Below are 24,807 nucleotides of genomic sequence, written 5' to 3'. Positions count from 1 at the left end.
ACGAAGAGGTGGACTATGAGCAAACAGAAGATTCAAAAGGTATATCCTTTAACACCAATGCAAGAAGGCATGTTATATCATGCCATGCTAGACCCTAATTCGTCCTCTTATTTCACACAGCTGGAGCTTGGAATAAGAGGGGAGTTTGATCTCGATCTTTTTGAAAAAAGTCTCAATGAGCTCATCGGCACATATGACATTCTCCGTACAGCCTTTGTCTATCAGCAATTACAGAAGCCTCGTCAGGTTGTACTGGCAGAGCGCAATCTAGATGTGTATAGAGAGAATCTATCTCACCTGAATCATCAGGAACAGCAAAAGGTACTAGATCAATATAAAAAGCAAGTGAGAAAGCAAGGCTTCCATTTAACGAATGATTTGTTATTGAAGGTCGCTGTTTTTCAACTGAATGAAACAAACTGGCATCTCATTTGGAGCAACCATCACATCATTATGGATGGTTGGTCCATGGGAGTTTTGATGAAAAAATTGTTTCATTACTACGAATCTTATCGGAACGGCAAAACGCCGGATCGCTCACAAGGAAAACCTTATGCAGATTATATCCAGTGGCTTGGCAAGCAAAATCAACAAGCAGCGGAAGGCTATTGGAAGGATCGCTTAGACGGTGCGATTCAGCATCAAGGGCTTTTGCAACAGAAAGAAGCGAACGGGCAATATGACCATCAGGAATGGACGTTCACATGGGATGCTGAAATGGTCAGCAGCATTCAAGAGATCGCAAGGAATTGCCAAGTGACAGCACCAAATCTATTCCAGGCTGTTTGGTCGGTTCTTTTAGGCACTTACCATGCGGCAAATGATGTCACTTTCGGAACAGTCGTGTCTGGCAGGCCGCCAAGTGTGGCTGGTATTGAACAGATGGCAGGGCTTTTTATCAATACAATACCGGTCAGGGTAGAAATGAATCACGAAGACACCTTCAAACAGCTGTTTCAAAAAGTTCAGCAGCATGCGCTGGAAGCGGAAAACTATGATTTTATGCCGCTTTATGACATTCAGCAACAGACAGCTGCAGGAGGACAACTCTTCGATCACTTGGTCGGGTTTGAGAACTATCCTTTAGATCAAGAGCTATCTGGTGACACCATGTCGGAACGTCTAGGGTTTTCCATTGATGTAAAAGACGGATTTGAACAAACGAATTTCGATCTAAATGTCCTCGTATATCCAGGTGAAACATGGACATTGAAAATCAAATACAATGCGGTGGCTTTTGAAGAAGAGGTCATTGAAAAAATATCGAAACACCTGACCAACCTCATGAAGCAGATCATCGAAAATCCGGAAGTTCGCCTTCATGACGTGACGTGTATCACTGAAGAAGAAAAACAGCAGATTGAAGCATGGAACAAGACAGAACGAGATTATCCAAAGCATCTGTCTATTCCTGAGCTTCTGAAAGAACGCATTCAAACGCAGCCAGACCATCTGGCGTTAGTCGAAGGAGAGCGGGCATTCACCTATGAAGAACTCGGCCAAGAAATCCATCGTGTTGCGGGACATTTGATTGATAGCGGAGTGAAACAAGAAGATGCCGTCGCAGTGTATATGAATCGATCTGCTGAAGCAGTGATCGCCATTTTAGCGGTTCTTCAAGCAGGGGCTGCTTATGTACCAATTGATCCAGCCCAGCCAGAGGATAGAATCCGCTTTATGCTTGAAGACAGCGGCGCATCCGTTTTGCTCTATGCGGACAGCCAGCCGCCAGTTCATGAAAGCATCCAAGCCGTTCATGTGTCGGATATATCGAATCATTCCAACGGACCATTCGAAGTCGAGACCTCTCCTTCGCAATTGGCGTATATCATGTACACGTCGGGGTCAACCGGCCAGCCAAAAGGTGTTCAAATTGAGCATCAACATATTGTCAGATTGGCATGTTCACAGGAGACACTGGGCTTGAACAAGTCGGATCGTATGGCACATACAGGAGCAGTCAGCTTTGATGCCATTACTTTTGAAATTTTCACCACACTGCTGAACGGTGCAACGCTTTATCCTGTTGACCGTGACACGTTATTGGACATCAACCGGTTTGAACGCTTTATCCAAACGAATCAAATCTCGGCGCTCTTTTTAACGACAGGTTTGTTTAATCAACTCGCTCAGCAGCGACCGCATATGTTTAAGGGACTGTCCAAATTGATCACAGGCGGTGATGTGATCAATGTGAAAAGTGCAGAGCTTGTGAAGAAACATCATCCATCACTTGTTTTACTGAATGCGTATGGCCCAACAGAAAACACCACCATCTCGACCATTTATGAGGTGAGAGGGGATGAAACGGGCACGATTCCAATTGGTCAGCCGATCAATCATTCGTCCGCTTACATTTTAGATGACAATCAAAGACTTCAGCCAATTGGTGCGCCAGGAGAGCTGTATGTTGGCGGAGACGGTGTCTCAAGAGGATATCTCCATCGTCCAGAATTAACAAAGCAAGTATTTATCGCTGATCCTTTCAAGGCAGAAGGGCGTTTATATCGAACAGGAGATTTGGCTAGGTACGGTTCAAATGGTCAAATCGAATTCCTCGGACGGACAGATGATCAAGTGAAAATCCGTGGTTTCCGTATTGAGCTCGGTGAAATTGAAACGGTTCTTCAACAAGAGGCGGGGATCGATGAGGCGGTTGTGCTCATCCATGCGTCTCCTTCAGAAGAAAAAGAAATGACCGCTTACTATACGGGAACGATCAGAGAAGAAGAGGTGCGGGCTTTATTTCATCAAGCACTGCCAGCATATATGGTACCTCATCACGTCATGAAGCTAGATGCTTTCCCGCTTACAGCAAACGGAAAGGTCGATCGAAAAGCTTTACCAACGCCTGACGAAGCTCATCGTGAAGAAGTCAGGATCATTCCGCCTGAAACTGAGACGGAAAAGGCGCTTGCTCAAATTTGGGAGGAACTGCTTGGGAAAGCGGTGGGAATAGATGAGCATTTCTTCATGACTGGCGGACATTCACTCAAAGCAATGATGATGTCAGCCAAAATCCAAGAAGTGTTCCAAAAGGAAGTTCCGATTCAAGTGATATTCGAAAAGCCAACGGTTCGATCGCTTGCGTCATACATTGACCAGGACGGTCAAGAAGAACAAGGACATCCGATCTTACCCGCAGCGAAGGCGGAGGACTATCCAGTGTCACCAGCTCAGCGGCGCTTATACATTTTACAAACACTTGAACCTAAGAGTACGAACTATCATATTCCGATCGTCTTAACGCTTGAAGGTACGCTCGATCATCAGCGGCTCACCTCAGCATTTGATGAATTGATTCAAACGCATGAAATCTTAAGAACGAGTTTTCATATGAAAGGCGAGAACATCGTCCAAAGGGTACATGAAAGAGCGGCATTTGACCTCCCTGTCCATGATGTAAAGGAAGAAGAGGCCGAGGCATTTCTTGCTGAACGTCAGGCGCCGTTTGATTTGACAGCCGCTCCCCTCCTGCGGGCACAGTTGCTCAAAGTGAGTCATGATCGTCATCTATTAGTCTTGGAAGCACATCACCTCATTACAGATGGCAGCTCCATGAAGACGTTCATTCAGGATTTGGCGAAAGCCTATGATGGAGAGGCACTTGCAGAAAGAGCCATTCATTATAAAGATTACGCTGTCTGGCAGTTAAGTGAAGAAGAAACAGAGAAACAGCGTGCGCATGAAGCGTATTGGCTGAAGCAATACGAAGGAGATGTACCGGTTTTAGATTTGCCGACAGACTACCCACGTCCAGTGGAACGTGATTTTTCTGGAGAACGGGTGATGTTTGGCTGTGATCAAGCGACAACTCAGCGTATTCATGAGCTGCTCAAGAAAACAGATACGACGCTGTACATGTTCTTGTTATCTGCATTTCAAGTGCTGCTCGCTTCCTACAGCGGACAGGAAGATATCATTGTCGGATCTCCTGTTGCGGGGCGAACACATCCAGATATTCAGGACATGCCGGGGATGTTCATCAATACCATTGCGATGCGCGGGAAACCGGAACAAACAAAGTCATTTTTACAGCTGCTTGAAGAAATAAAAGAAACGAGTGTAGATGCTTTTGCACATCAAAGCTATCCGCTCGAAGAGTTAATCGCGCGTCTGCCGCTTGATCGTGATACAACCCGAAGCCCGCTCTTTAGTGTTTCGTTTAATATGCAGAACATGGATGTTCCTGCACTAAAGCTCGGCGATCTGAACATTTCGCCTTATGCGATGCAGCACCGATCCGTCAAATTTGATCTGTCTCTAGAAGCATTTGAACGTGAGGGAGAAATAAAACTAAGCCTAGACTATGCAACGGCATTATTTAAAGAGGAAACCATCCGCCGGTTCGGAACACATCTTCTTGCGATTATTCGTGAGGCGGTCCAGCATCCGAATGAACGAATTGGCTTGTTCAATCTCTTGGATCAGCATGAGCAAATGGAGCGGCTGGAGAAAAGGGATGGAGAACAAACAGGTCAACATGAGCCGTACCATGTGCAATTTTCACGTCAAGCCATGGAAACGCCTGATGCCATTGCGGTGATGGATGGTGAAAGGAAGCTGACCTACCGTGAACTGGATCGCATGTCCAATGCTCTTTGCAGTGAGCTGAAGATGCAAGGCGTAGAGAAAGAAAGCACAGTCGCACTTATTCTTGATCGCTCTGTCTATGTCATTGTCTCGATGCTAGGTGTAATGAAAGCGGGCGGTGCATTTGTACCAATTGATCCAGCTTTTCCTGCGGAACGTATTCGTTACACATTAAAAGATTCAGGGGCAAAAGTCATTGTGGCTAATGAGTCTCTTGGCGATTCGTATCAGCATCTCAAGTCGATTCAGGTCGTACATGTGGAGAAAGCCGTCCAACGAAACGATTCTCTAGACCTCCCGGACGTATCGGTTGATCAACTGGCTTATGTGATTTACACATCTGGAACAACAGGGAAGCCAAAGGGTGTACAGCTCACGCATCGTAATCTATCACACTACGTCAATTGGTTGATACATGAAGTGACTTTACAAGAATGCGATCGAACGGCACTCCTGTCTTCTTATGCATACGACCTTGGTTACACAAGCATTTTCCCGGTTCTAAAAGCAGGCGGGACACTCTATATTCCTCGTGAAGACGTGTATACAGACCCTGTACGTCTCATGCGTTTTATTGATGAACAAGAGCTGACTTATATCAAAATGACACCATCCTTATTTCATATGATGGCAGATTCAAAGGGTTATACATTTGACGCTTTACGGCTTGTGGTATTGGGAGGAGAATCGATTGTCTCTGAAGATGTTGAGACATTTATGAAGCAGCATCCATGCGTCGCAGTGATGAACCATTACGGTCCGACAGAAACAACGATTGGTACAGTGAGCAAGCTAATGACACCGCATGAGCTGGACGCTTTAAAGGAGCGTTCTATCATCGGAAAGCCTATTGCTCATACAAGAGCGCTCGTATGCAATCGCGAGCAGCGCCTTGTCCCTTATGGCGCACCGGGTGAGCTCTACATTTCAGGTGATGGTGTTTCAAAAGGTTATTTGAATCAGCCTGAATTAACAGCAGAGCGTTTTCTTGAAAATCCTTATTTCCCTCAAGAGCGGATGTATCGGACTGGAGATTTGGTCAGACAGCATGCAAATGGGGAGATTGAATTCCTTGGAAGAGTAGACGATCAAGTGAAAATTCGCGGTTATCGAATTGAGAAACAAGAAATTGAGCATGCCGCACGTGCCCTTTCAACCATTCAAAAAGTGTATGTCAAAGTGATCAACACATCTCGTTTACCGGAGCTGGCGTTATATTATACAGCACCTGATCACATTGGAACGCTGACATTTAGAGAAAAGCTTTCAGAGACACTGCCGGATTACATGATTCCTACTTATTTTGTCAAAGTGGATCATATGCCGCTGACGCAAAACGGAAAAGTAGATGCAAAATCTCTGCCGCTTCCTCATGAGGCACATATGAACCGCACGGCACACGCAGCACCAGAAACGGCGCTTGAGCAGACGCTTTGTGATATTTGGTCAGATGTTCTTGGAATGGAGGAAGTTGGCATTGATGACCATTTCTTTGAATTAGGCGGGCATTCTCTGAAAGGCATGGTGCTCATTTCGAACATGCAAGCCAAACTGAATCAGCATGTACCACTCAAGGTTCTTTTTGAAAAGCCAACGATACGGGCGATAGCTGCCTATTTGGAAGAAGCTGATTCTTCGCTCGTCACATCCATTCAGCCAGCGGAAAAGCAAGATTTCTATCCAGTCTCTTCCGCACAAAAGCGAATGTACGTATTACAGCAGTTGCATCCAGAATCCGTCACCTACCATATGCCAGCCGTTTTCATGATGGAAGGAAACCTTGATCTGAAGCAGCTAGAAGGAGCGATTCAAGCTTTAATTGATAGACATGAGTCATTGCGGACAGCCTTTGTTGAAATTGACGGCAGTCCCGTCCAAAAAATCTATCGCCGTGTGCCGTTTACGTTACAGATGGTTGAAGTAGAAAGCGATCAGGTACAATCCGTCGTAGACAACTTCATGACACCATTCTCATTACATCAAGCACCTCTAATGAGGGCAAAAGTGGCAAAGTTGTCTGATGATAAATATGTGTTCATGATGGATATGCACCATATCATCGCAGATGGGGTGACACGCAGTCTGCTCATTCAAGAATTAGCGGAGTTGTATGAGCATAAGACGTTACTGCCAGTTCAGTTGCACTACAAGGATTATGCGGTATGGCAGCAAGAAGAAGAGCAGCAAGCAGCACTTGAAAAACAGCGGCAGTATTGGCTGGAGCAATATGCACAGCCGCCAGAAGACTTAGCACTTCCGCTTGATTTTCCTCGGCCTAGTGTGCAGTCATTTGCAGGAGACCGGGTGGATAGATGGCTGTCTGCTGAAAAGGCGCAGCATATCAAAGCGCTCATGGCTGAAAAAAATGTGAGTTTGAACATGGTGATGCAAACGGCCTTTGCCATTCTCCTTCATAAATTGACTGGGCAGCATGACATCGTCATAGGGGCTGTAACGGCTGGACGTACACATGCGTCAATCGAACGGATTCCGGGCATGTTTGTGAATACACTGGCCCTTCGACATGACGTTCAGTTAGAAGAAACTGCAGAGCATCTGCTAGAAAAAATAAAAGATCACAATCTATCAGCTTATGAACATCAAGGATTCCCGTTTGAGGATTTGGTCGCGCAGTTAGACCTTCCGAAAGACACGAGCCGCAACCCGTTGTTTAGTGTCATGATGACAACGGATGAGCGTGATCTGACGTTACCGAATTTGAACGGACTTACGCTTTCACACAAACAGCAAGAAGCCGTTCAGGCAAAGTTTGATTTAACGCTCGGCATCTTTGAGGAACAAGATCAAGTGGGCTTGCGCTTTGAATATGCAGAGGCACTATTTAAAAAGAGTACCATTCAGCGATGGAGTCAATATTTTGAGCGGATCATAGACGAAATGATCGCGAAATTGAATCAGCCGATCTCAACCATCTCCATCTTAACCAAAGAAGAAGAGCGACATCTGCTTGATGAATGGTCAGGCCCTATCCTAAATGTCCCGACAGATCAAACGGTTCATGCATTGATTGAGGCGAGGTCACAAGAAGTACCTGATCAAAAAGCTGCAACTTTCTGCGGCACAAGCTGGACGTATGAAGAACTGAACAACCGGGCGAATACAGTCGCCGCAAGACTCATTTCCACCGGCACAAAACCGGGAGACCGCATCGGCATTCTCACGCGTCCATCGCTCGAGATGACAGCCGCTGTTCTCGGAGTTCTCAAGGCAGGTGCGGCATTTGTGCCGATTGATGCCGATTATCCAGCACAGCGCATTGCCTACATGCTGGAAGACTGCCGGGCAGAGGTCCTTCTGATTCAGAAAGAGCTCACTGCACCACGTTCTTTCACAGGTCATACCCTCTTCATAGAAGAGGCAGTAGAAGGAGAAGCACACGAGATTCAGGTTCCTATCAAACCAACGGATCTCGCTTATATGATTTACACATCTGGAACGACTGGACAGCCGAAGGGTGTCATGGTCGAGCACCAGTCCCTTGTCAATCTGGCTTACTGGCACAATGATGCCTTCCAGGTGACGAAACAAGACCGAACCGCCAAATATGCCGGCTTTGGCTTTGATGCCTCCATTTGGGAGATGTTCCCGACGTGGATCGCCGGCGCAGAGCTCCATATCATCGACGAAGCGATTCGCCTCGATATGATCAAGCTCAATTCGTATTTTAATCACGAAGGTATCACCATTGCGTTCCTGCCAACACAGCTATGTGAGCAGTTTATGTCGATGGACAATCATTCTCTCCGTTACTTACTGACAGGCGGGGACAAGCTGAAACAGGTGAAGCCCGTTCCATACAAACTCGTCAATAACTACGGCCCAACAGAAAATACGGTCGTGGCGACAAGCGGGATCATTGATCCAGATCAAGGCACGCTTCCTATCGGAACAGCGATTGCCAATACTCGTTTTTACATTATGGGTTCGTTATATGACCTCTCGCCGCAAGGCGTACCGGGTGAACTTGTGATTGCGGGGAAAGGACTGGCAAGAGGCTACTGGAATCTCCCAGAGGAAACGGACAAACGGTTTGTCCCAGATCCGTTTTATCCTGGAGAGCGCATGTACCGTACAGGCGACTTGGTGAAATGGACAGAGGATGGCGAGCTGATCTACCTCGGCAGAAAAGACCATCAAGTGAGCATCCGCGGATTCCGTATTGAGCTGTCAGAAATTGAAGCGCAGCTCCTTGCGCTGGATTCAGTCCAAGAAGCCGTCGTGACAACGGTCAAAGACGCAAGTGATCAAGACGCTCTTGTCGCTTACGCCATCACAGATGAAGAAACGGGCACTTTGAAAGAAAGCTTAAAGCGCACCTTGCCAGAATATATGGTGCCATCATGGATCATCGAGCTAGACCAGCTGCCGATGACGGCAAATGGCAAAGTGGATCTCAAAGCACTGCCAGCACCTGATGTGGAAGCGAATCAAACAGCATACGAAGCGCCAAGAGATGAAGTGGAAGCACTGCTTTGCGGCATTTGGGAAGATGTGCTTGGCGTCAGCCAAGTCGGTATTCACGACCATTTCTTCTTCCTTGGCGGAGATTCGATTAAAGGCATCCAAATGGCAAGCAGACTCACGCAAGAAGGCTGGAAGCTCGATATGAAACTGCTTTTCCAATACCCAACGATTGCGGAGCTTCGCCCATATATCGAAGAAGCGGACCTTCTCACAGCTGATCAGTCAGCTGTGGAAGGAGAGGTCATTTTAACACCGATTCAGCGCTGGTTCTTTGAACGGAACTTTGATCACCAGCACCACTGGAATCTCTCAATGATGCTTCATGCACCAAAAGGGTTTGACTTGGCTGTCACAGAACAAGTTCTGCAAAAACTGCTCTCACATCATGATGCACTGCGCATGGTGTTCAGACAGGAGCATGATGACATGCTGCAATACAATCAGCGGGAGCTGACAGAACCATTTTCAATTATTTCTTGTGATGTTTCAAAAGCGCAAGATGTGAAACAGGCGATTTCCACATACGCCAATGAGTATCAGCGTCAACTGAATCTTGAAAAAGGTCCGTTGATGAAAGTGATTTGTTTCCATACAGAAAACGGTGATCACTTACTCATGATCACACATCATCTAGTGATTGACGGCGTTTCATGCCGGATTTTACTAGAAGACTTTATGTCTCTTTATCATCAGGCAGAAAAAGGAGAAACGATGGTTCTGCCGCCAAAAACGCACTCTTTCAAAGAATGGGCAGAAGCGATTGAACGATATGCGCAGTCACAGCTGCTAAAAAACCAGAAGGAGTATTGGGCAGCGATTGAAAATAGACCGTTTACGACTTTACCTGTTGACCATGAAGTAAAAGAAAGAAAAGTCGCGGATACGAAAGCGGTCAAAATGCAGCTGACAGAAGCAGAAACCGAGCATCTGTTAACGAATATCCATCTTCCGTACACAACAGAAATGAATGATATTCTTCTATGTGCGCTTGGGCTGGCCGTTCAGGAATGGACAGGTCAATCTCATGTACATGTACAGCTTGAAGGTCATGGAAGAGAGGACATTTTATCAGGATTAGATATATCCCGCACAGTTGGCTGGTTTACGAGCATGTATCCAGTCGTTCTTGAAGCGAAACCGAATCAGACCATTGCAGACGCTATCAAAGGAACGAAAGAGATGCTACGGCGTGTACCGAATAAAGGGATTGGTTACGGTATTTTAAGATACATGACACCATCCGAACCGTCAGTCAAACACGTGCAGCCTGAAATCAGCTTGAACTATCTTGGGCAGATTGATCAGGAAGTGACGACAGAACTCTTTGGGCCCTCAACCTATGATATGGGCCGTCAAGCAAGCCCTGAATCTGAAGCTGTTTATAAGCTGAACCTCAGCGGTCTTGTTCAGCACAATCAATTCATTCTGTCGTGCTCATATTGTGCAAGTGAATATGAAGAACAAACGATACAGCAGTTCATCGCATTGTTGAAGGAGAAGATCAGATCCATCATCACCCATTGCTTAGCGCATCAAGAGCGAGAATTTACACCAAGTGACTTCTCGGCTGCAGACCTTGAAATGGATGAAATGGACGATATCTTTGACATGCTTGAGGAGAAATTGACCTAACACCACTAGATCAGTCATGAAAAAGGGGAAGGAGGAATGAAATAGATGAGTCAATTTAAAAGGGATCAAGTTCAAGATATGTACTATCTGTCACCGATGCAAGAAGGAATGCTGTTTCATACCCTCCATCATCAAGAAAAAGGCTTTTATGTAGAACAAATGGATATGAACGTGAAGGGCACACTTCGGCATGATTTGCTTGAGAAAAGCATGAATATCATTGTGGAACGGTACGATATTTTTCGTACCGTGTTCCTCCACGAAAAAGTGAAGCGTCCTGTCCAAGTTGTATTAAAAAATCGACCTTTCCAGCTTGATGTTGTGGACATACAGGATCTTTCTGAAAGTGAACAGCTTGAACGTATTGATCGTTTTAAACAAAAGGATCAGCTGAGAGGATTTGATCTCTCGAAGGATCTGCTCATGCGGGCCTCTGTTTTTCAAACGGGTCCTTCAAGCTATCGCTGGATATGGAGCTATCACCATATCCTTCTAGATGGCTGGTGTTTTGGCCTAGTTGTGCAGGAATTGTTTGCGATTTATCATGCACTTTTGCATGACATCCCTTATAGGCTGGAGCCAGTCAAGCCATATAAAGAATATATTCAATGGCTGGAAAAACAAGATAAACAAGCCTCACTTGAATATTGGACGCAATCTTTGGCTGGTTTTGAGGGGCAGTCGACTTTTAAAGAACAGCGAAAGCAAACAAATGAGCATGAATTAGGCGAAATCGAATGGGCCATGAGTAAAGAAGAAACTGCTGCTTTATCAGAGTTAGCCTTGCAGCAGAATGCCACGTTAAGCAGTGCGCTTCAATCGGCTTGGTCCATTTTACTAAGCAGGTATCAGCGCTCAAACGATGTGTTGTTTGGAACGGTTGTGTCAGGACGTCCGGCAGATTTAGCTGGTGTGGACCGGATGGTGGGGTTGTTCATCAATGTCATTCCAAGACGAATTCAGCTGACAGACCAAATGACGTTCCGTTCTCTATTATCAGAGACGCAGCAGCAGTCTTTAGCGGCTGAACCGCACCAATATATCCCGATTTATGATATTCAGGCTAAGGCAGGTCAGCAGCAGCTCATTGATCATATTGTGGTGTTTGAGAATGTCCCTGCTGCAAAGAAAGACGAGCAGGAGTCACTGCTTGGCTTTACAGTAGAAGACATGAATGTCTATGAGAAATCGAACTATGATCTCAATTTACTGGCGTCGCCCGGGGAACAATTGCAGCTGAAGCTGGCCTTTAATCAGCGTGCATTTGATCCTGCATTTGTCCATAAATTAAAGGATCAGCTGACCCTTTTGATCAAAGGGGCCATCAAACATCCAGATCAGTTAGTTCATATACTGACACTTGTGACAAAGCAGGAAAAACAGCGAATGTTAGAGGAATGGAATGCACCTGAGCTGGAGCATGATCAGCTTTATTTGACAAAGTGGTTTGAGCATAATGTCCGAAAACAGCCGAATGCAGTGGCATTATCAGCAGGTGATCACACGATGACATATGCGGAGCTGAACGAACAAGCCAATCGACTGGCAAGGCATTTGCAAAAAAATGGGGTGGGTCATCAAACGGTGACCGCCATTTTAGCAGAGCGGACACCTGAACTCATTGTCAGTTTACTCGCTGTCTTAAAAGCAGGTGCCACCTATGTGTCGATTGATCCAGATTATCCAGAAAGCCGTATCCAATATATGCTGAGAGACAGCGGAGCGACGCATCTTCTGACTCATTCATCCTTTATCAGTCAGACGAGGTCACTCGCATTTGATGGCACGTATCTTTTTGCAGATGATCAAGAAATTTTACTGATGAGCTCAGAGAATCTGCCACTTGAAGCTGGTTTAGATGATACGGCATACATCATGTATACATCTGGAACAACCGGACAGCCAAAAGGCATCATGACGACCCATTCCAATATTGCCCGGGTGGTCAAAAATACGAATTATTTAACCATTTTAGAAACAGATACATTGCTGTCGTTATCAAATAGCGTATTTGATGGCTTTACATTTGATGTATATGGTGCGCTTTTAAACGGAGCAAAGCTTGTCCTGCCGCAAAAAGAAACCATTTTAGATATGGGGAAGCTCACTGAGTTGATAAAAGGAGAGCATATTTCTGTCATGTTTGTTCCAACCGCTTTATTCCATCTTCTCGTTGATGAAGGAACAGACTGGATGCGCGGTGTGCGTAAGGTGCTGTTTGGGGGAGAGAGGGCATCGGTTCAGCATGTGAGAAAAGCCTTTGATGTGATGGGAAAAGGCAGATTGTTGAATGTATACGGACCAACCGAATCAACGGTTTTTGCCACATATTATCCGATAGATGAAGCGATCCCTTTAGAGGCACGTTCTATTCCAATTGGGAAGCCGCTCAACCAGACGGGCGCTTATATATTGAGTGAGCACAGACAGCTTCAGCCGATTGGAATGGTTGGAGAGCTTTGTCTGAGCGGCAAAGGACTGGCAAAAGGGTATTTGAATCGTCCTGATCTGACAAAACAAGTCTTTATCGCCCATCCATTCGCTGCGGGTGAGCGCCTGTATCGCACGGGGGATTTAGCTTACTTTCGAGAAGACGGTCTGATTGAGTATGCAGGCAGAGTTGATGATCAGGTAAAAATTCGAGGACACCGAATTGAACTGACAGAAATTGAAGCCAACCTTCTCATGCACCCAGGTGTAAAACAAGCTGTACTCCTAGCGGATCATGATGAAACCAATCATACAAGGCTGCTTGCCTATATCACGTGTGATGATGCATGGAAAGGCAAACTCGATGACATCAAATCAGGGCTGAAAGAGCGTCTTCCAGCTTATATGCTGCCTCATGAGCTGATTGAACTGGAGAACCTCCCACTTACGCCAAACGGGAAGGTTGATAAACGCCAGCTACCAAAACCAGAGGCACCGCAAGGAAACCGCCGTGTGAAACTGCCCGCAAATGAAGTGGAACAAAAGCTGCTGGTAATGTGGCGGGAAGTACTTGAACGAGAGGATATTAGCACAGATGACCATTTCTTTGAGCTTGGCGGACATTCTTTAAAAGCAATGTCTCTTTTGTCCAAAGTATCAAAAGAGTTTGAGGTTCAGGTGCCGATCCATTTGTTGTTTGAGACCCCGACGATTGAAGCACTTAGTCGTTATATTCAGCATCAGGACGGGGAAACCGCTGGCTATCTTGTATTCAATGAATCTCAAACATCAACAGTCTTTGCTCTTCCGCCATTACCAGGCTACGGCTTTATCTATCAGGAAGCAGCAAAAACGCTTGATGATGTTCGGCTAGTCGCCTTTGATTTTATTGAAACGAATAACCGAATGGCGCAGTACGTTCAGCATATTCAGTACCTTCAGCCAAAAGGGCCGCTGACGTTGATGGGGTACTCAGGCGGATGTTACCTCGCCTTTGAGCTTGTTCAAGCGCTTGAACAAGTAGGGCGGACAGTCGAGAAGGTCATCATGATCGATTCCTATAAGAAAATTGGAGAAAGTGATTTAGAAGGACGATCCATTGATGATGATATTGAAGCGATTGTTCATCAAACGGAACAAAGCGAACTTGCTCAAGGGGAGATCGTTCAAGAAGCGCTTGCCCAAAAGACGCGCGCCTACTATGAAACGTTTGTTAAGGGGGTGAATCAAGGCAAAATACAGGCAGATATTACGTTCATCCAATCTGAAGAACAAATAGCGATCCCGGACTGGATGGAAGAGTGGACACAGGCAACGGCCGGATCTTTTACCCAATACCAAGGCTATGGCCGGCATGCTGATATGTTCAAACAGAAAGAATGTGCAGCTCAAAATGCAAAGCTGATCAAACATATTGTCAATCAAACAAATAGAGAACGAGTCTTGTAAACTTTAGATTAGGCAGGATGCAGCCTTGCAGTCCTGCCTAACAAAAAAGGAAAGGAACTCATATGAAACCATCAACCATTAACCAAACGAGTAGACATGAATCAATGGATGCGATTTTACAAGATGTAAAGACAACCATTTTACAAACCAACGAAATCGAACGCTTCGCTGTTTTTTCACGTGAAAAAACCATTCGACCGCGGCCGTATCACCTCTCTCATTTATTTCTCGACAAGCACATTGAGCAGGAGGCCGCAGCGGAAGCGATACAGACGCAAAAGGCTGTACCTGCTTTGGCCGATATGCCGCCCGCTCTTTCCTATGGAGGGGATCTCGACGTCACACAAGGCGCACAGACCTTACAGGAAGTCTTAACAGAGGCTGCAAAAACGACAAATGGGCTTACGTATATCGTGAATAGCAAGAACGAACTCACACAATCTTATGCGCAGTTACAAGGGGACGCCGAGAGGGTTCTGACTGGTTTAAGGGCACTGGGGCTTAAGGCAGGCGATCCTGTTTTCTTTCAATTCTCATCGAATCATGCCATGGTCACTGCCTTTTGGGCATGTGTATTAGGCGGATTTGTTCCAACGCTTGTGTCGGCTGCCCCAACCTATCGGGAGATGAATGCTGCAGTGAAGAAGCTTCATCACGCTTGGAAGCTGCTCGAGCATCCGCTCATCCTAACAGATGACTCACTGATCGAGGAGGTGCAAGGGTTAGCCTTACTGTGGCATACAGACCAATTACGTGTCGCAGCAGTTGAGCCGATGCTGACATTAGAAAGAGATACAGCCGCTCATCCTGCCGCGCCGGATGATTCCGTCTTCTTTATCTTAACGTCTGGAAGTACAGGGATGCCAAAGTGTGTAGAGCATTCCCATAGAAGTGTGCTGGCGAACGTCAAAGGAACAGTGGCAGCAAATCAATTTACACAAGAGGATGTCTCATTAGACTGGATGCCTTTAGATCATATTGGTGGCATCGTGATGTTCCACCTTGTCAATGTGTACACAGGCTGCGAGCAGATTCGGGCAAGAACGGATGACTTTATCGCTCAGCCGTTGCGGTGGCTTGACTGGATGGATCGCTACCGTGCAACGAAGACGTGGGCACCTAACTTTGCATTTGCGATGATCAATGATTATGAGAAAGAGATTTCATCAGGGTCTTGGGATCTGTCGGCGATGACCTGTATGATCAATGGGGCAGAGGCGGTCGTGCCAAAAACCATCCACCGATTTCTACACCTGCTTGCTCCGCACGGCTTAAAGGGAGATGTGATCAGACCGGCTTTCGGCATGTCTGAAATCTCATCAGCGGTTGTGTTTTCCTTTGCGATTGAGCGTGGAGATGAAAACAGCGGGGTTCTGACTTTTGAGGAAACGTCGCTGACAGAGCAGCTAAGACCAGCAGAAGCACGTGAGACGGGAACCGTCAGCTTTACAGAGCTAGGCAAACCGATTCCAGGTATCACGATACGCATCGTCAATCATCAGCATGAGCTTCTTCCAGAAGATCATATTGGCCGTGTGCAAATAAAAGGTCCAACCACCATGAAGGGCTATTACCGGAATGACGAAGCGAATCAAGAAGTATTTCAAGCGGATGGCTGGTTTCACACGGGTGATTTAGGTTTCCTGCACGAAGGAAGGCTGACACTAACCGGTAGAGAAAAAGACATGATTATCATCAACGGGAAAAACTATCACAACTATGAAATTGAAGCCATAGCAGAGGAAGTACCGGGAGTAGAAACGAGCTTTGTGGCTGCTTGTTCTGTCCGAATGGAGGCTTCTGCATCCGATGAACTGATTCTCTTTTTTACACCGAAGCTGTATGAGCCGGCTTATATTATGAGGGCAAGTCAGCACATTAAATCCCATATTGCAACAAAAATGGGCTTGTCTGCATCTCGCATCATTCCTGTCCAGAAGCATGCATTTCCCAAAACAAGCTCTGGAAAAATAGAAAGGGCACAGCTCAAGACAAGATGGCAAGAAGGCGAATTTGATGAAATGATCATGGAAATGGACATGAGACTTGAAAATGAACATACCTTGCCTGATTGGAGTTATCAAAAGAAGTGGATACCTGCTCCACTTGATGCAGCTGACAAGCAGATCATAGGGGACGTTGTGATCTTTGCAGATCCATTAGGACTGGCAGATCAATTGAAATCTTTTGCAAACAGTGAACAAACATACATTACGGTTGAACCGGGTCAAGCGTTCAAACAACTCACACACACTCACTTCATCATCCACCCGAATCGGCCGTCTGACTACGAACAACTCTTTGAGACGCTCCGTTCGTATGGCGTTTCGGTGAAACACATCATTCACCTTTGGAACTATACAAACCAAGAAGACAAGCTTTATGTGGCCAAGGCAAAACAAGCGCAGAAAACGGGCAGCATGAGTGCATTATTTTTAACAAAAGCCATTTCCGTCTATGAGGAGCAGGTGGCCATCACTTTTGTCTCAGCCCATGCGATGAATGTGCCGGGGGATCATATCCACGATGTAGAAAAAGCAACGACAGCCGGACTGATGACAGCAGTTCAGCATGAATGGCCGTTTATCAAGGTGCAATGTCTTGATTTTTCTCTAGTAGAATCGGTATCTAGTCATTCCCATGCAATGGCGATGATGGCAGAACTCACACATGACCAAGACTGTCATGTTGTTGCTTATCGTCAAGGTGTTCGTTATATTCCCTTTTTAGCACCTCTTCATTTGGAAAAGGAACAGAAAAGGAAAGAGCTTCCATTTGAATCATCTGGGCTTTATGTCATAACAGGCGGGCTAGGCGGAATTGGCCGTTTAGTCAGTGAACACCTACTGACATCTTATCAAGCACATCTCGTGTTGCTTGGAAGGAAAGAGAGAGAGGCACTTTCTAGTGACCAGCAAGAGACATTGTCTTTGCTAGAAAAGCAGGCAAAAGTGCATGGCGGCAAGGTTCTTTATGAGAAAGCAGACATCACGGCTGAAAAAGAGGTGGAAGCAATCATCTCTAGACATGAGGTCGACGGAAATCGAAGGCTGGATGGCATCATTCATTTCGCAGGTATTATTCAAGAAGAACTGCTTGCTGATATGACATCTGTGTCTCTGAATGACATGTACGAAGCAAAGGTATATGGAACGATTGCGCTTCATGAAGCTGCCTCCAAACGCAGGAATGTTCTATTTCTTTCCAGCTCGTCAGCCCGAACGCTAAAGGGCGGTATGACTGTCGGCGCCTATTGCGCTGCCAATGAGTTCGTGGAACAGTTTGCTCATTATCAGAAGCTGACATCTACAGTGAAGCCATATTGCTTTAGTTTCAGCATGTGGGACGAGATTGGCATGAGTGAAGGCTCCATGATAAAAGGCATGTTAAAAGAAAGAGGTTATCTACCAATTTCAAAGCAGGCAGGCTTCCAAACGATGCTCGCATGTCTGATGACAGATGCTCCGCTCATTTATACGGGATTGGATCGATCGAAGAAAGAGATTCACGAGATGATCCATGCGGATGCGGAGATGCAAACAGAGCAGACCTTTTACGTCTTTTTCAAAACTGATCAAACAAAGGCGGTGGAAGAGCGGCTGTATCAATCGATTCATACATGTTTACAGTCCCGTCTATCTGGTGAATATGCCGTGCATTTGTTTCCTGAGGAATATTGGAAAGAAACAGAAGATGGATCGCCAGACGAGGCATATTTTCATGAATTAATAGATGAAAGCGGAATGGATGCAGACAACAGGGCACCTCACACAGAAACGGAGAAACTGCTCGCACACATTTGGTCAGAGCTGCTCGGTGTCTCAGATGTCAACTGCGGCGATCATTTCTTTCTACTAGGAGGTCATTCGCTGAAGGCGACGCAAATGCTGTCTGCGGTTAGACAAAAAACAGGGTTTGACGTGCCACTTGCTGTGTTGTTTGAACATACGAGACTCGGAGAATTAGCAGACTGGATCGATTCAAATGCCAAAGCAGATGAAGTGATTCCGATGAGAAAAATGGAGAAGGGTCAGGACATTCCGATGTCTTATGCCCAGCAAAGACAGTGGTTCCTCTATCAATTAGAGCCGGATTTGCCATTATACAATAATACGATTTCGTTTCGGATGAATGGGCCTTTAGATATCAAGGTGCTTCAGGAAAGTCTGCATCATATGGTGGAAAGACATGAATCGCTCAGAACGTCCTTTACGATGAGCGGGGATGAACCGGTACAGGTCATTCATGAACAGATGGCCCTTCCAGAGCTTGAGGTGATGGACCTTTCAGGCATAGCGTCACAGGAAGAGAAAGAACAAAAAGCGGCTGAATGGGCGAAAGAAGAGGCATCCACACCTTTTCAATTAGAACACGAAGCGCTCTTTCGAGTGAAGCTGATTCGACTTTCACCCGCAGAGCATATCTTGCTGATGTCCATTCACCACATCGTGTCAGATGGCTGGTCGATCGGCATTGTTGCAAGAGAATTATCCGAGTGGTATACAGCGGCGATCGAAGGGCGGGAGCCTCACTTGCCGGCATTACCTATTCAATATGCGGATTACGCACTGTGGCAGAAGGAGTATTTGACAGGAGAACCACTAGGTAAGCAGCTTGCCTATTGGAAGGAGCAATTTGCGGCACCTGTTGAAGATTTGGTATTGCCATATGATCATCCGCGGCCGGCCGTTCAATCCTACAAAGGGAAGACGAAAACATATCAGCTGTCGAAGTCACTGTCTAAAAAGATTGCTGAGCTATCCAAGAAAACAGACAGCACACTTTATATGACCTTGCTGTCGGCTTTTTCTACTCTATTACATCGATTGTCTTCACAGGATGAGTTTGTCATTGGCTCGGTCATTGCTGGGAGAAATCGAACGGAAATGGAGCATTTAATCGGCTTTTTCGTGAATACATTGGCGCTTCGGATCGACCATAGCGGGAATCCAGCCTTTACGGAATTATTAGAGCGAGTGAAGGAGACAACTGTCGGTGCTTATGCACACCAGGATGTGCCGTTTGAGATGGTGGTCGATGAATTGAATATTGTGCGTGATGCCAGTAAGCAGCCGCTGTTTCAGGTCATGTTCGTTCTGCAAAACCTACCGCTTGAAGCATCTCCAATGGGGGAGGCGACGTCGGTTTTAGCCATTGAAGATAATGATACAGCGAAATTTGATCTCTCCCTGTTTGTGTTTGAAGGAGCTGAAGGTCTTCAGTTAAAACTTGAGTATCAAGCGGATTTATTTTCTGATGACACGATGGAGCGATTCCTCGCATACTACGAGCACCTGCTTGAAAGCATTTGTGAAAATCCAGCGCAGCCGATCAGACAAGTGAATTTTCTGCCAGAGAAAGAAAAGCATCAATTGCTCTATGAATGGAGCGGCAAGACTGATCAACCAAAAGGTCCGCTACTCATGACGGAACGATTTGAAGCGCAAGTGAAAAAGACACCTCATGCAGTGGCGCTCGAGTTCCAGGGAGATGAGTGGACGTACCAAGAGTTACATGAGAAAGTCGATCGTCTAGCAGCCTATTTGCAGCAGCGAGGCGTGACGCCGCATGAACCAGTTGGACTGCTCATCGACAGATCGCCTGAAATGATTCTTGGGGTGCTGGCCATTGTGAAAGCAGGAGGGGCTTATGTGCCCATTGATCCTGAATATCCAGATGCCCGCATTGATTATATGCTGAGAGATACAGGGATTCAGCTTTTACTGACAAAAAATGAATGGCTGAAAAAAGTATCCATCCATCAAACGGAACTCATTTGTCTTGATCAAGGGTATGAAGAATTTTTACCAGAAGCAGAGGTCATGCCCGCTGCACTAAGACCTGATGGACTTGCTTATATCAATTACACATCGGGGTCAACTGGACAGCCAAAAGGAGTACTGATCCCGCATCAAGCGGTCGTCCGGCTTGTGTGTGACACAGACTATGTCACCCTTGATGAACAAACGCGCATTTTACAAATCGCCAGCTTCTCTTTTGATGCATTTACGTATGAAATATGGGGAGCCCTTTTAAACGGGGGAAGGCTCATACTGACGGATCGAAATACCATTTTATCAATGGATACATTAGCGGAAGCACTAAAAACTCATCAGATTACAACAGGGTTCTTGACTGTGCCGCTGTTCAACCGTTTAACAGAAGAGCATCCAGAAGCTTTATCTGGACTTCATGCATTATTGGTCGGCGGAGATGCCTTATCAGCCGCTCATATCCGAAAAGCACTACCGTATTTGCCTGAAGGGCTTTTAAATGGTTATGGACCAACAGAGAATACAACATTCTCCTGTGTGCATCACATTCGGGCACTGGAAGAAGATCAGGCGACGGTCCCGATTGGACAGCCTATTGCTTATTCACAAGCTTATGTATTAGATGACCAAATGCAGCCAGTTCCGCAAGGCGTCATCGGCGAAATTTATGTTGGCGGCACAGGGCTAGCACTTGGTTACCTTGGAGATGAAGAAAAAACAGCATCATCATTTATCCCGCATCCTTTCCAAGAAGGAGCGCGTTTATATAAAACAGGCGATATGGGCCGTTGGCTGTCAAATGGCATCATTGACTGTCTTGGAAGAATCGATCATCAAGTGAAAATTCGTGGACACCGCGTGGAATGTGGAGAAATTGAAGCCGCTATGCTGACATTTGATGACATCACAGAATGTGCCGTTATCCCGCATCAGCATGAGAGTGGTCATAAGCGATTGATCGGTTATTTTGTCCAAAAAGGCGGCATGACCACGCAAGACATTCGCCATAACTTAAAAGACATTCTGCCAGATTATATGGTGCCAAGCCTATTAATAGAGCTGAATGAATTACCGCTCACGCCAAATGGCAAGGTAGACCAAAAGCGTCTTCCGCTGCCAGAGTGGAGACAAGAAGAAGTAGAAACAGCCATTGACAAAGCAGCTACTGAGGAAGAACGTGTGTTAGAAAAAGTGTGGTCTCAGCTGCTAGGCGTTCCTTCTATTGGCGTCCATGATAACTACTTTGAGCTTGGCGGAGATTCCATTATTGTCATACAAATGGTGGCACGCTTAGCACAGGAAGGCTACGTCATCCAGCCGAGAGATGTATTTGAAAAACAGACCATCTCACAACTCGCACAAGCGATGAGAAAGTCAGAGGTCTCTAAGATCTATGATCAATCACCTGTGACAGGAGAGGTTCGTCTTCTCCCGATTCAATCTTGGTTCTTTGAGCAATCGATGACCAATCAAGATTATTGGAATCTATCGGCGCATATTGAAATGAAGCGATCTGTTCCACATGAACAGTTAACACAGGTTCTTTCAAAACTGGTCGATCATCACGATATGCTGAGAGCTATATATACAAAAGAGGCAGATGGCACATGGATTCAAACCATTCGTGAGCCTGGTGTCACACCATGTGTCACATTCTTTGATGTGACGGATGTATCTCAGGAGGAAGCACGGAAACAAATCCGCTTGGAGACAAGTGCCTGTCAAGGAACATTGTCATTAGAGCGAGGAGAAGTGATCAAAGCGATTCTTTTTCATACAGGTGAAGACACGTCTGAGCTCTTTATTGCTGCACACCATCTCGTCATGGATGGCATATCATGGCGCATGATACAAGAAGATATACTAAATGGATTGAAACAGCTTGCTACGGGGCAGGACATCATATTTGCGAAAAAAACCGCCTCCTACAAGCAGTGGGCAGATGCCTTATATGAATATGCACAAACAGATCAATTACAAGCGCAGGCCTCTTTTTGGCAAAAAATCAAGGATCAAGAGGAAGAAGGTTCTCCTTTCCAACTGCCTGCGCTTTCTAATATAGAAGAACATGCAGAGATCTTGTCGGTTCAGCTCACAAAGGAACAAACTGATATGTTACTTAGACAGGCCTCACAAGCATACCGAACAGAGATTAACGATTTACTGTTATCAGGACTCACGCAAGCCATTGGAAAGCCAATGCTCATCACGTTAGAAGGGCATGGACGCGAGGATTTATTTGAACAGATGGATTTGTCACGGACAGTCGGCTGGTTTACAAGCTCTTATCCTATTTTTATTCCTTTTATACAAACCGATGTTGCAAGACAAATCAAAGACGTCAAAGAAACCTTACGAGCTGTGCCGCAAAAGGGAATCGGCTATGGTTTGCTTCAATACATGACAGAATCTCGTTTACTCAAAACGGTAGCGCCGCAGATGAGCTTTAATTACCTCGGTCAGTTAGATCAGGCAGATGGCGAAGCCAAGCTTTATATCGCAGACGAACGAAATGGACATGTTCACGATCCGAAAGCAGAAAGACAGCATTTGATCGATGTGTATGGATATGTTACAGATGGTCAATTGCAGATGAACTTTATGATCAATCGGGAACTGCTGCAAGATCAAGAGGTGCGGTTGTTACCTGAACGTTTTAAAGAAAAAATGGAGATCATCTTGACGCATTGTGTTGAAACGAGCGGCGGCTTTACACCATCTGATTTTCCGATGGTTCAGCTTACGCAAAAGCAAATAGATGAACTTCCAGACAATGTAGTCGATGTGTATCCGCTGTCTCCAATGCAGCAAGGAATGCTGTTTCATGCACTGCTAGATCAAGCTTCACAAGCTTATTTTGGTCAGGTGCATATGACGCTCCAAGGCTTAACAAACGGCAATGCCTATGAACAAGCTTGGAATCTTCTTGTAGAACGTCATTCGATTTTGAGAACAAAATTCGCTTGGGAAGGGCTGAAGGAGCCAGTTCAGTTCATTCAATCAGAAGGAAGCATCCACCTCACTCAGCACGATGTGCGCCACCTGAGTGACGCGGAGCAAGAAGAGACAATCGAACAATTTTTAGTATCTGATCGTTCAAAGGATTTCAATTTAGACCATATAGATGAACCGCTGATTCGGATTGCTTTATTCCGTTGTGATGAGGAAAGATGCACGTTTGTCTTTAGTTTTCATCACATTTTAATCGATGGCTGGAGTTTGTTCAGTTTTATTCAGGAATCTTTTGCGCTGTATCGCTCTCTTGTGGACGAACGGGAGATCAGTCTTTCTACAGTCCGTCCATATAAAGATTTTATCGAATGGCTGCAAAAGCAGGATCAAGAGAAGGCGCAAGAATTCTGGCAGCGTTATATGTCAGGCGTAGAGGAAGCGACACCGCTTCCAGGAGACGGCGAAGAACATGCTTCAGACCAAGAAGCAAGCATGGCGCAGTCCAGCGTCAAACTGACGCCAGAGATGCAGCAGAAGCTGGAGAAGATGACTGGCAAGCAGAAGGTCACGATGAGCACACTGATTCAATCAGCGTGGGGACTGCTTTTGCACCTTCATTCGGGCGCAGAGGATGTCATATTTGGGGTGACCGTATCTGGCCGGCCAGCCGACTTACCAGAAGTGGAAAGCATGACAGGGCTCTTTATTAACACATTGCCGCTTCGTCTACCGATCCATTCGGACTGGACGATTGCGCGATTGCTCGCCTATACACAGGAAACCGTTTTTCAGATGAGAGAATACGAGTATACCGTATTGCCAGATATTCAGCAGATGACGGAAATTCCAAATGGAGAGGCATTGTTTCACAGCATTGTCGTGTTTGAAAACTATCCGATTGAGTCCATTGAGCCGTATGGCGTACGCATTTTAGACATCGCCAGTCATGAAGAAACAAATTATGACTTAACCCTTGTCGCAGTGCCGGGAGATACGCTGGAGCTTCGGATCACATACAACTTACATCAATATACAGAAAAGCAAATACAAACGCTGATGGAGCAGCTGATTCACACACTTGAAGCCATGACAGAACAAGTGGATACGCCGCTATCTTCCTTCACCATTGTGACAAGTGAGGAAAAAGAGCGGATGATCAGTGATTGGGCGAAAAACGCACATGTCAGCGTGCTATACCCAGACCAAGAAGAAGTCTATGCAGGCGTACATGATCCTGCCTATGAAACGGAAATATATGTCCTGAATGAAGAACATCAGCTCATGCCGGTTGGATTTCCTGGAGATATTTTTATCGGCGCAAAAGAGATCAAAGCACTTTTTGGAGAGCTAGCCGATTGGATGGAGGCGCATAAAATTCCGCATCCATTCAAACATCAAACAGGCGAATACCTTTATCCGACAGGGGATGTCGGCGTTTGGACGGAAGAAAGCAAGATTCAGATTTTGGATTGGATGTAGGAGGAGAAGAAGA

The 24,807-nt window shown here is 45.8% G+C and carries 3 protein-coding genes; all 3 read left to right on the top strand.

Features of this window, described 5'->3' with window-relative positions:
* Positions 1-15 precede the first annotated feature (15 nt).
* The 3 genes from KFQ09_RS07615 (at position 16) to KFQ09_RS07605 (ending at position 24,794) form a co-directional block, all read left to right on the top strand.
* On the top strand, positions 16-10,710 hold the full coding sequence (locus KFQ09_RS07615) for a non-ribosomal peptide synthetase (RefSeq protein WP_255836181.1): 10,695 nt from the start codon (positions 16-18) through the stop codon (positions 10,708-10,710).
* Between the two features lie 45 nt (positions 10,711-10,755).
* Positions 10,756-14,589 carry a non-ribosomal peptide synthetase gene (locus KFQ09_RS07610; RefSeq protein ID WP_181891216.1) on the top strand — a complete coding sequence of 1,278 codons (3,834 nt, stop codon included), beginning with the start codon at positions 10,756-10,758 and terminating at the stop codon, positions 14,587-14,589.
* 62 nt (positions 14,590-14,651) lie between these two features.
* Complete coding sequence (locus KFQ09_RS07605) at positions 14,652-24,794, top strand: non-ribosomal peptide synthetase (protein ID WP_255836180.1); 10,143 nt, start codon at positions 14,652-14,654, stop codon at positions 24,792-24,794.
* Positions 24,795-24,807 lie beyond the last annotated feature (13 nt).

The organism is Bacillus sp. FS02 (assembly GCF_024398395.1).
Lineage (GTDB): Bacteria > Bacillota > Bacilli > Bacillales > Bacillaceae > Bacillus > Bacillus altitudinis.
This window is presented reverse-complemented; position numbering and strand designations above follow the sequence as displayed.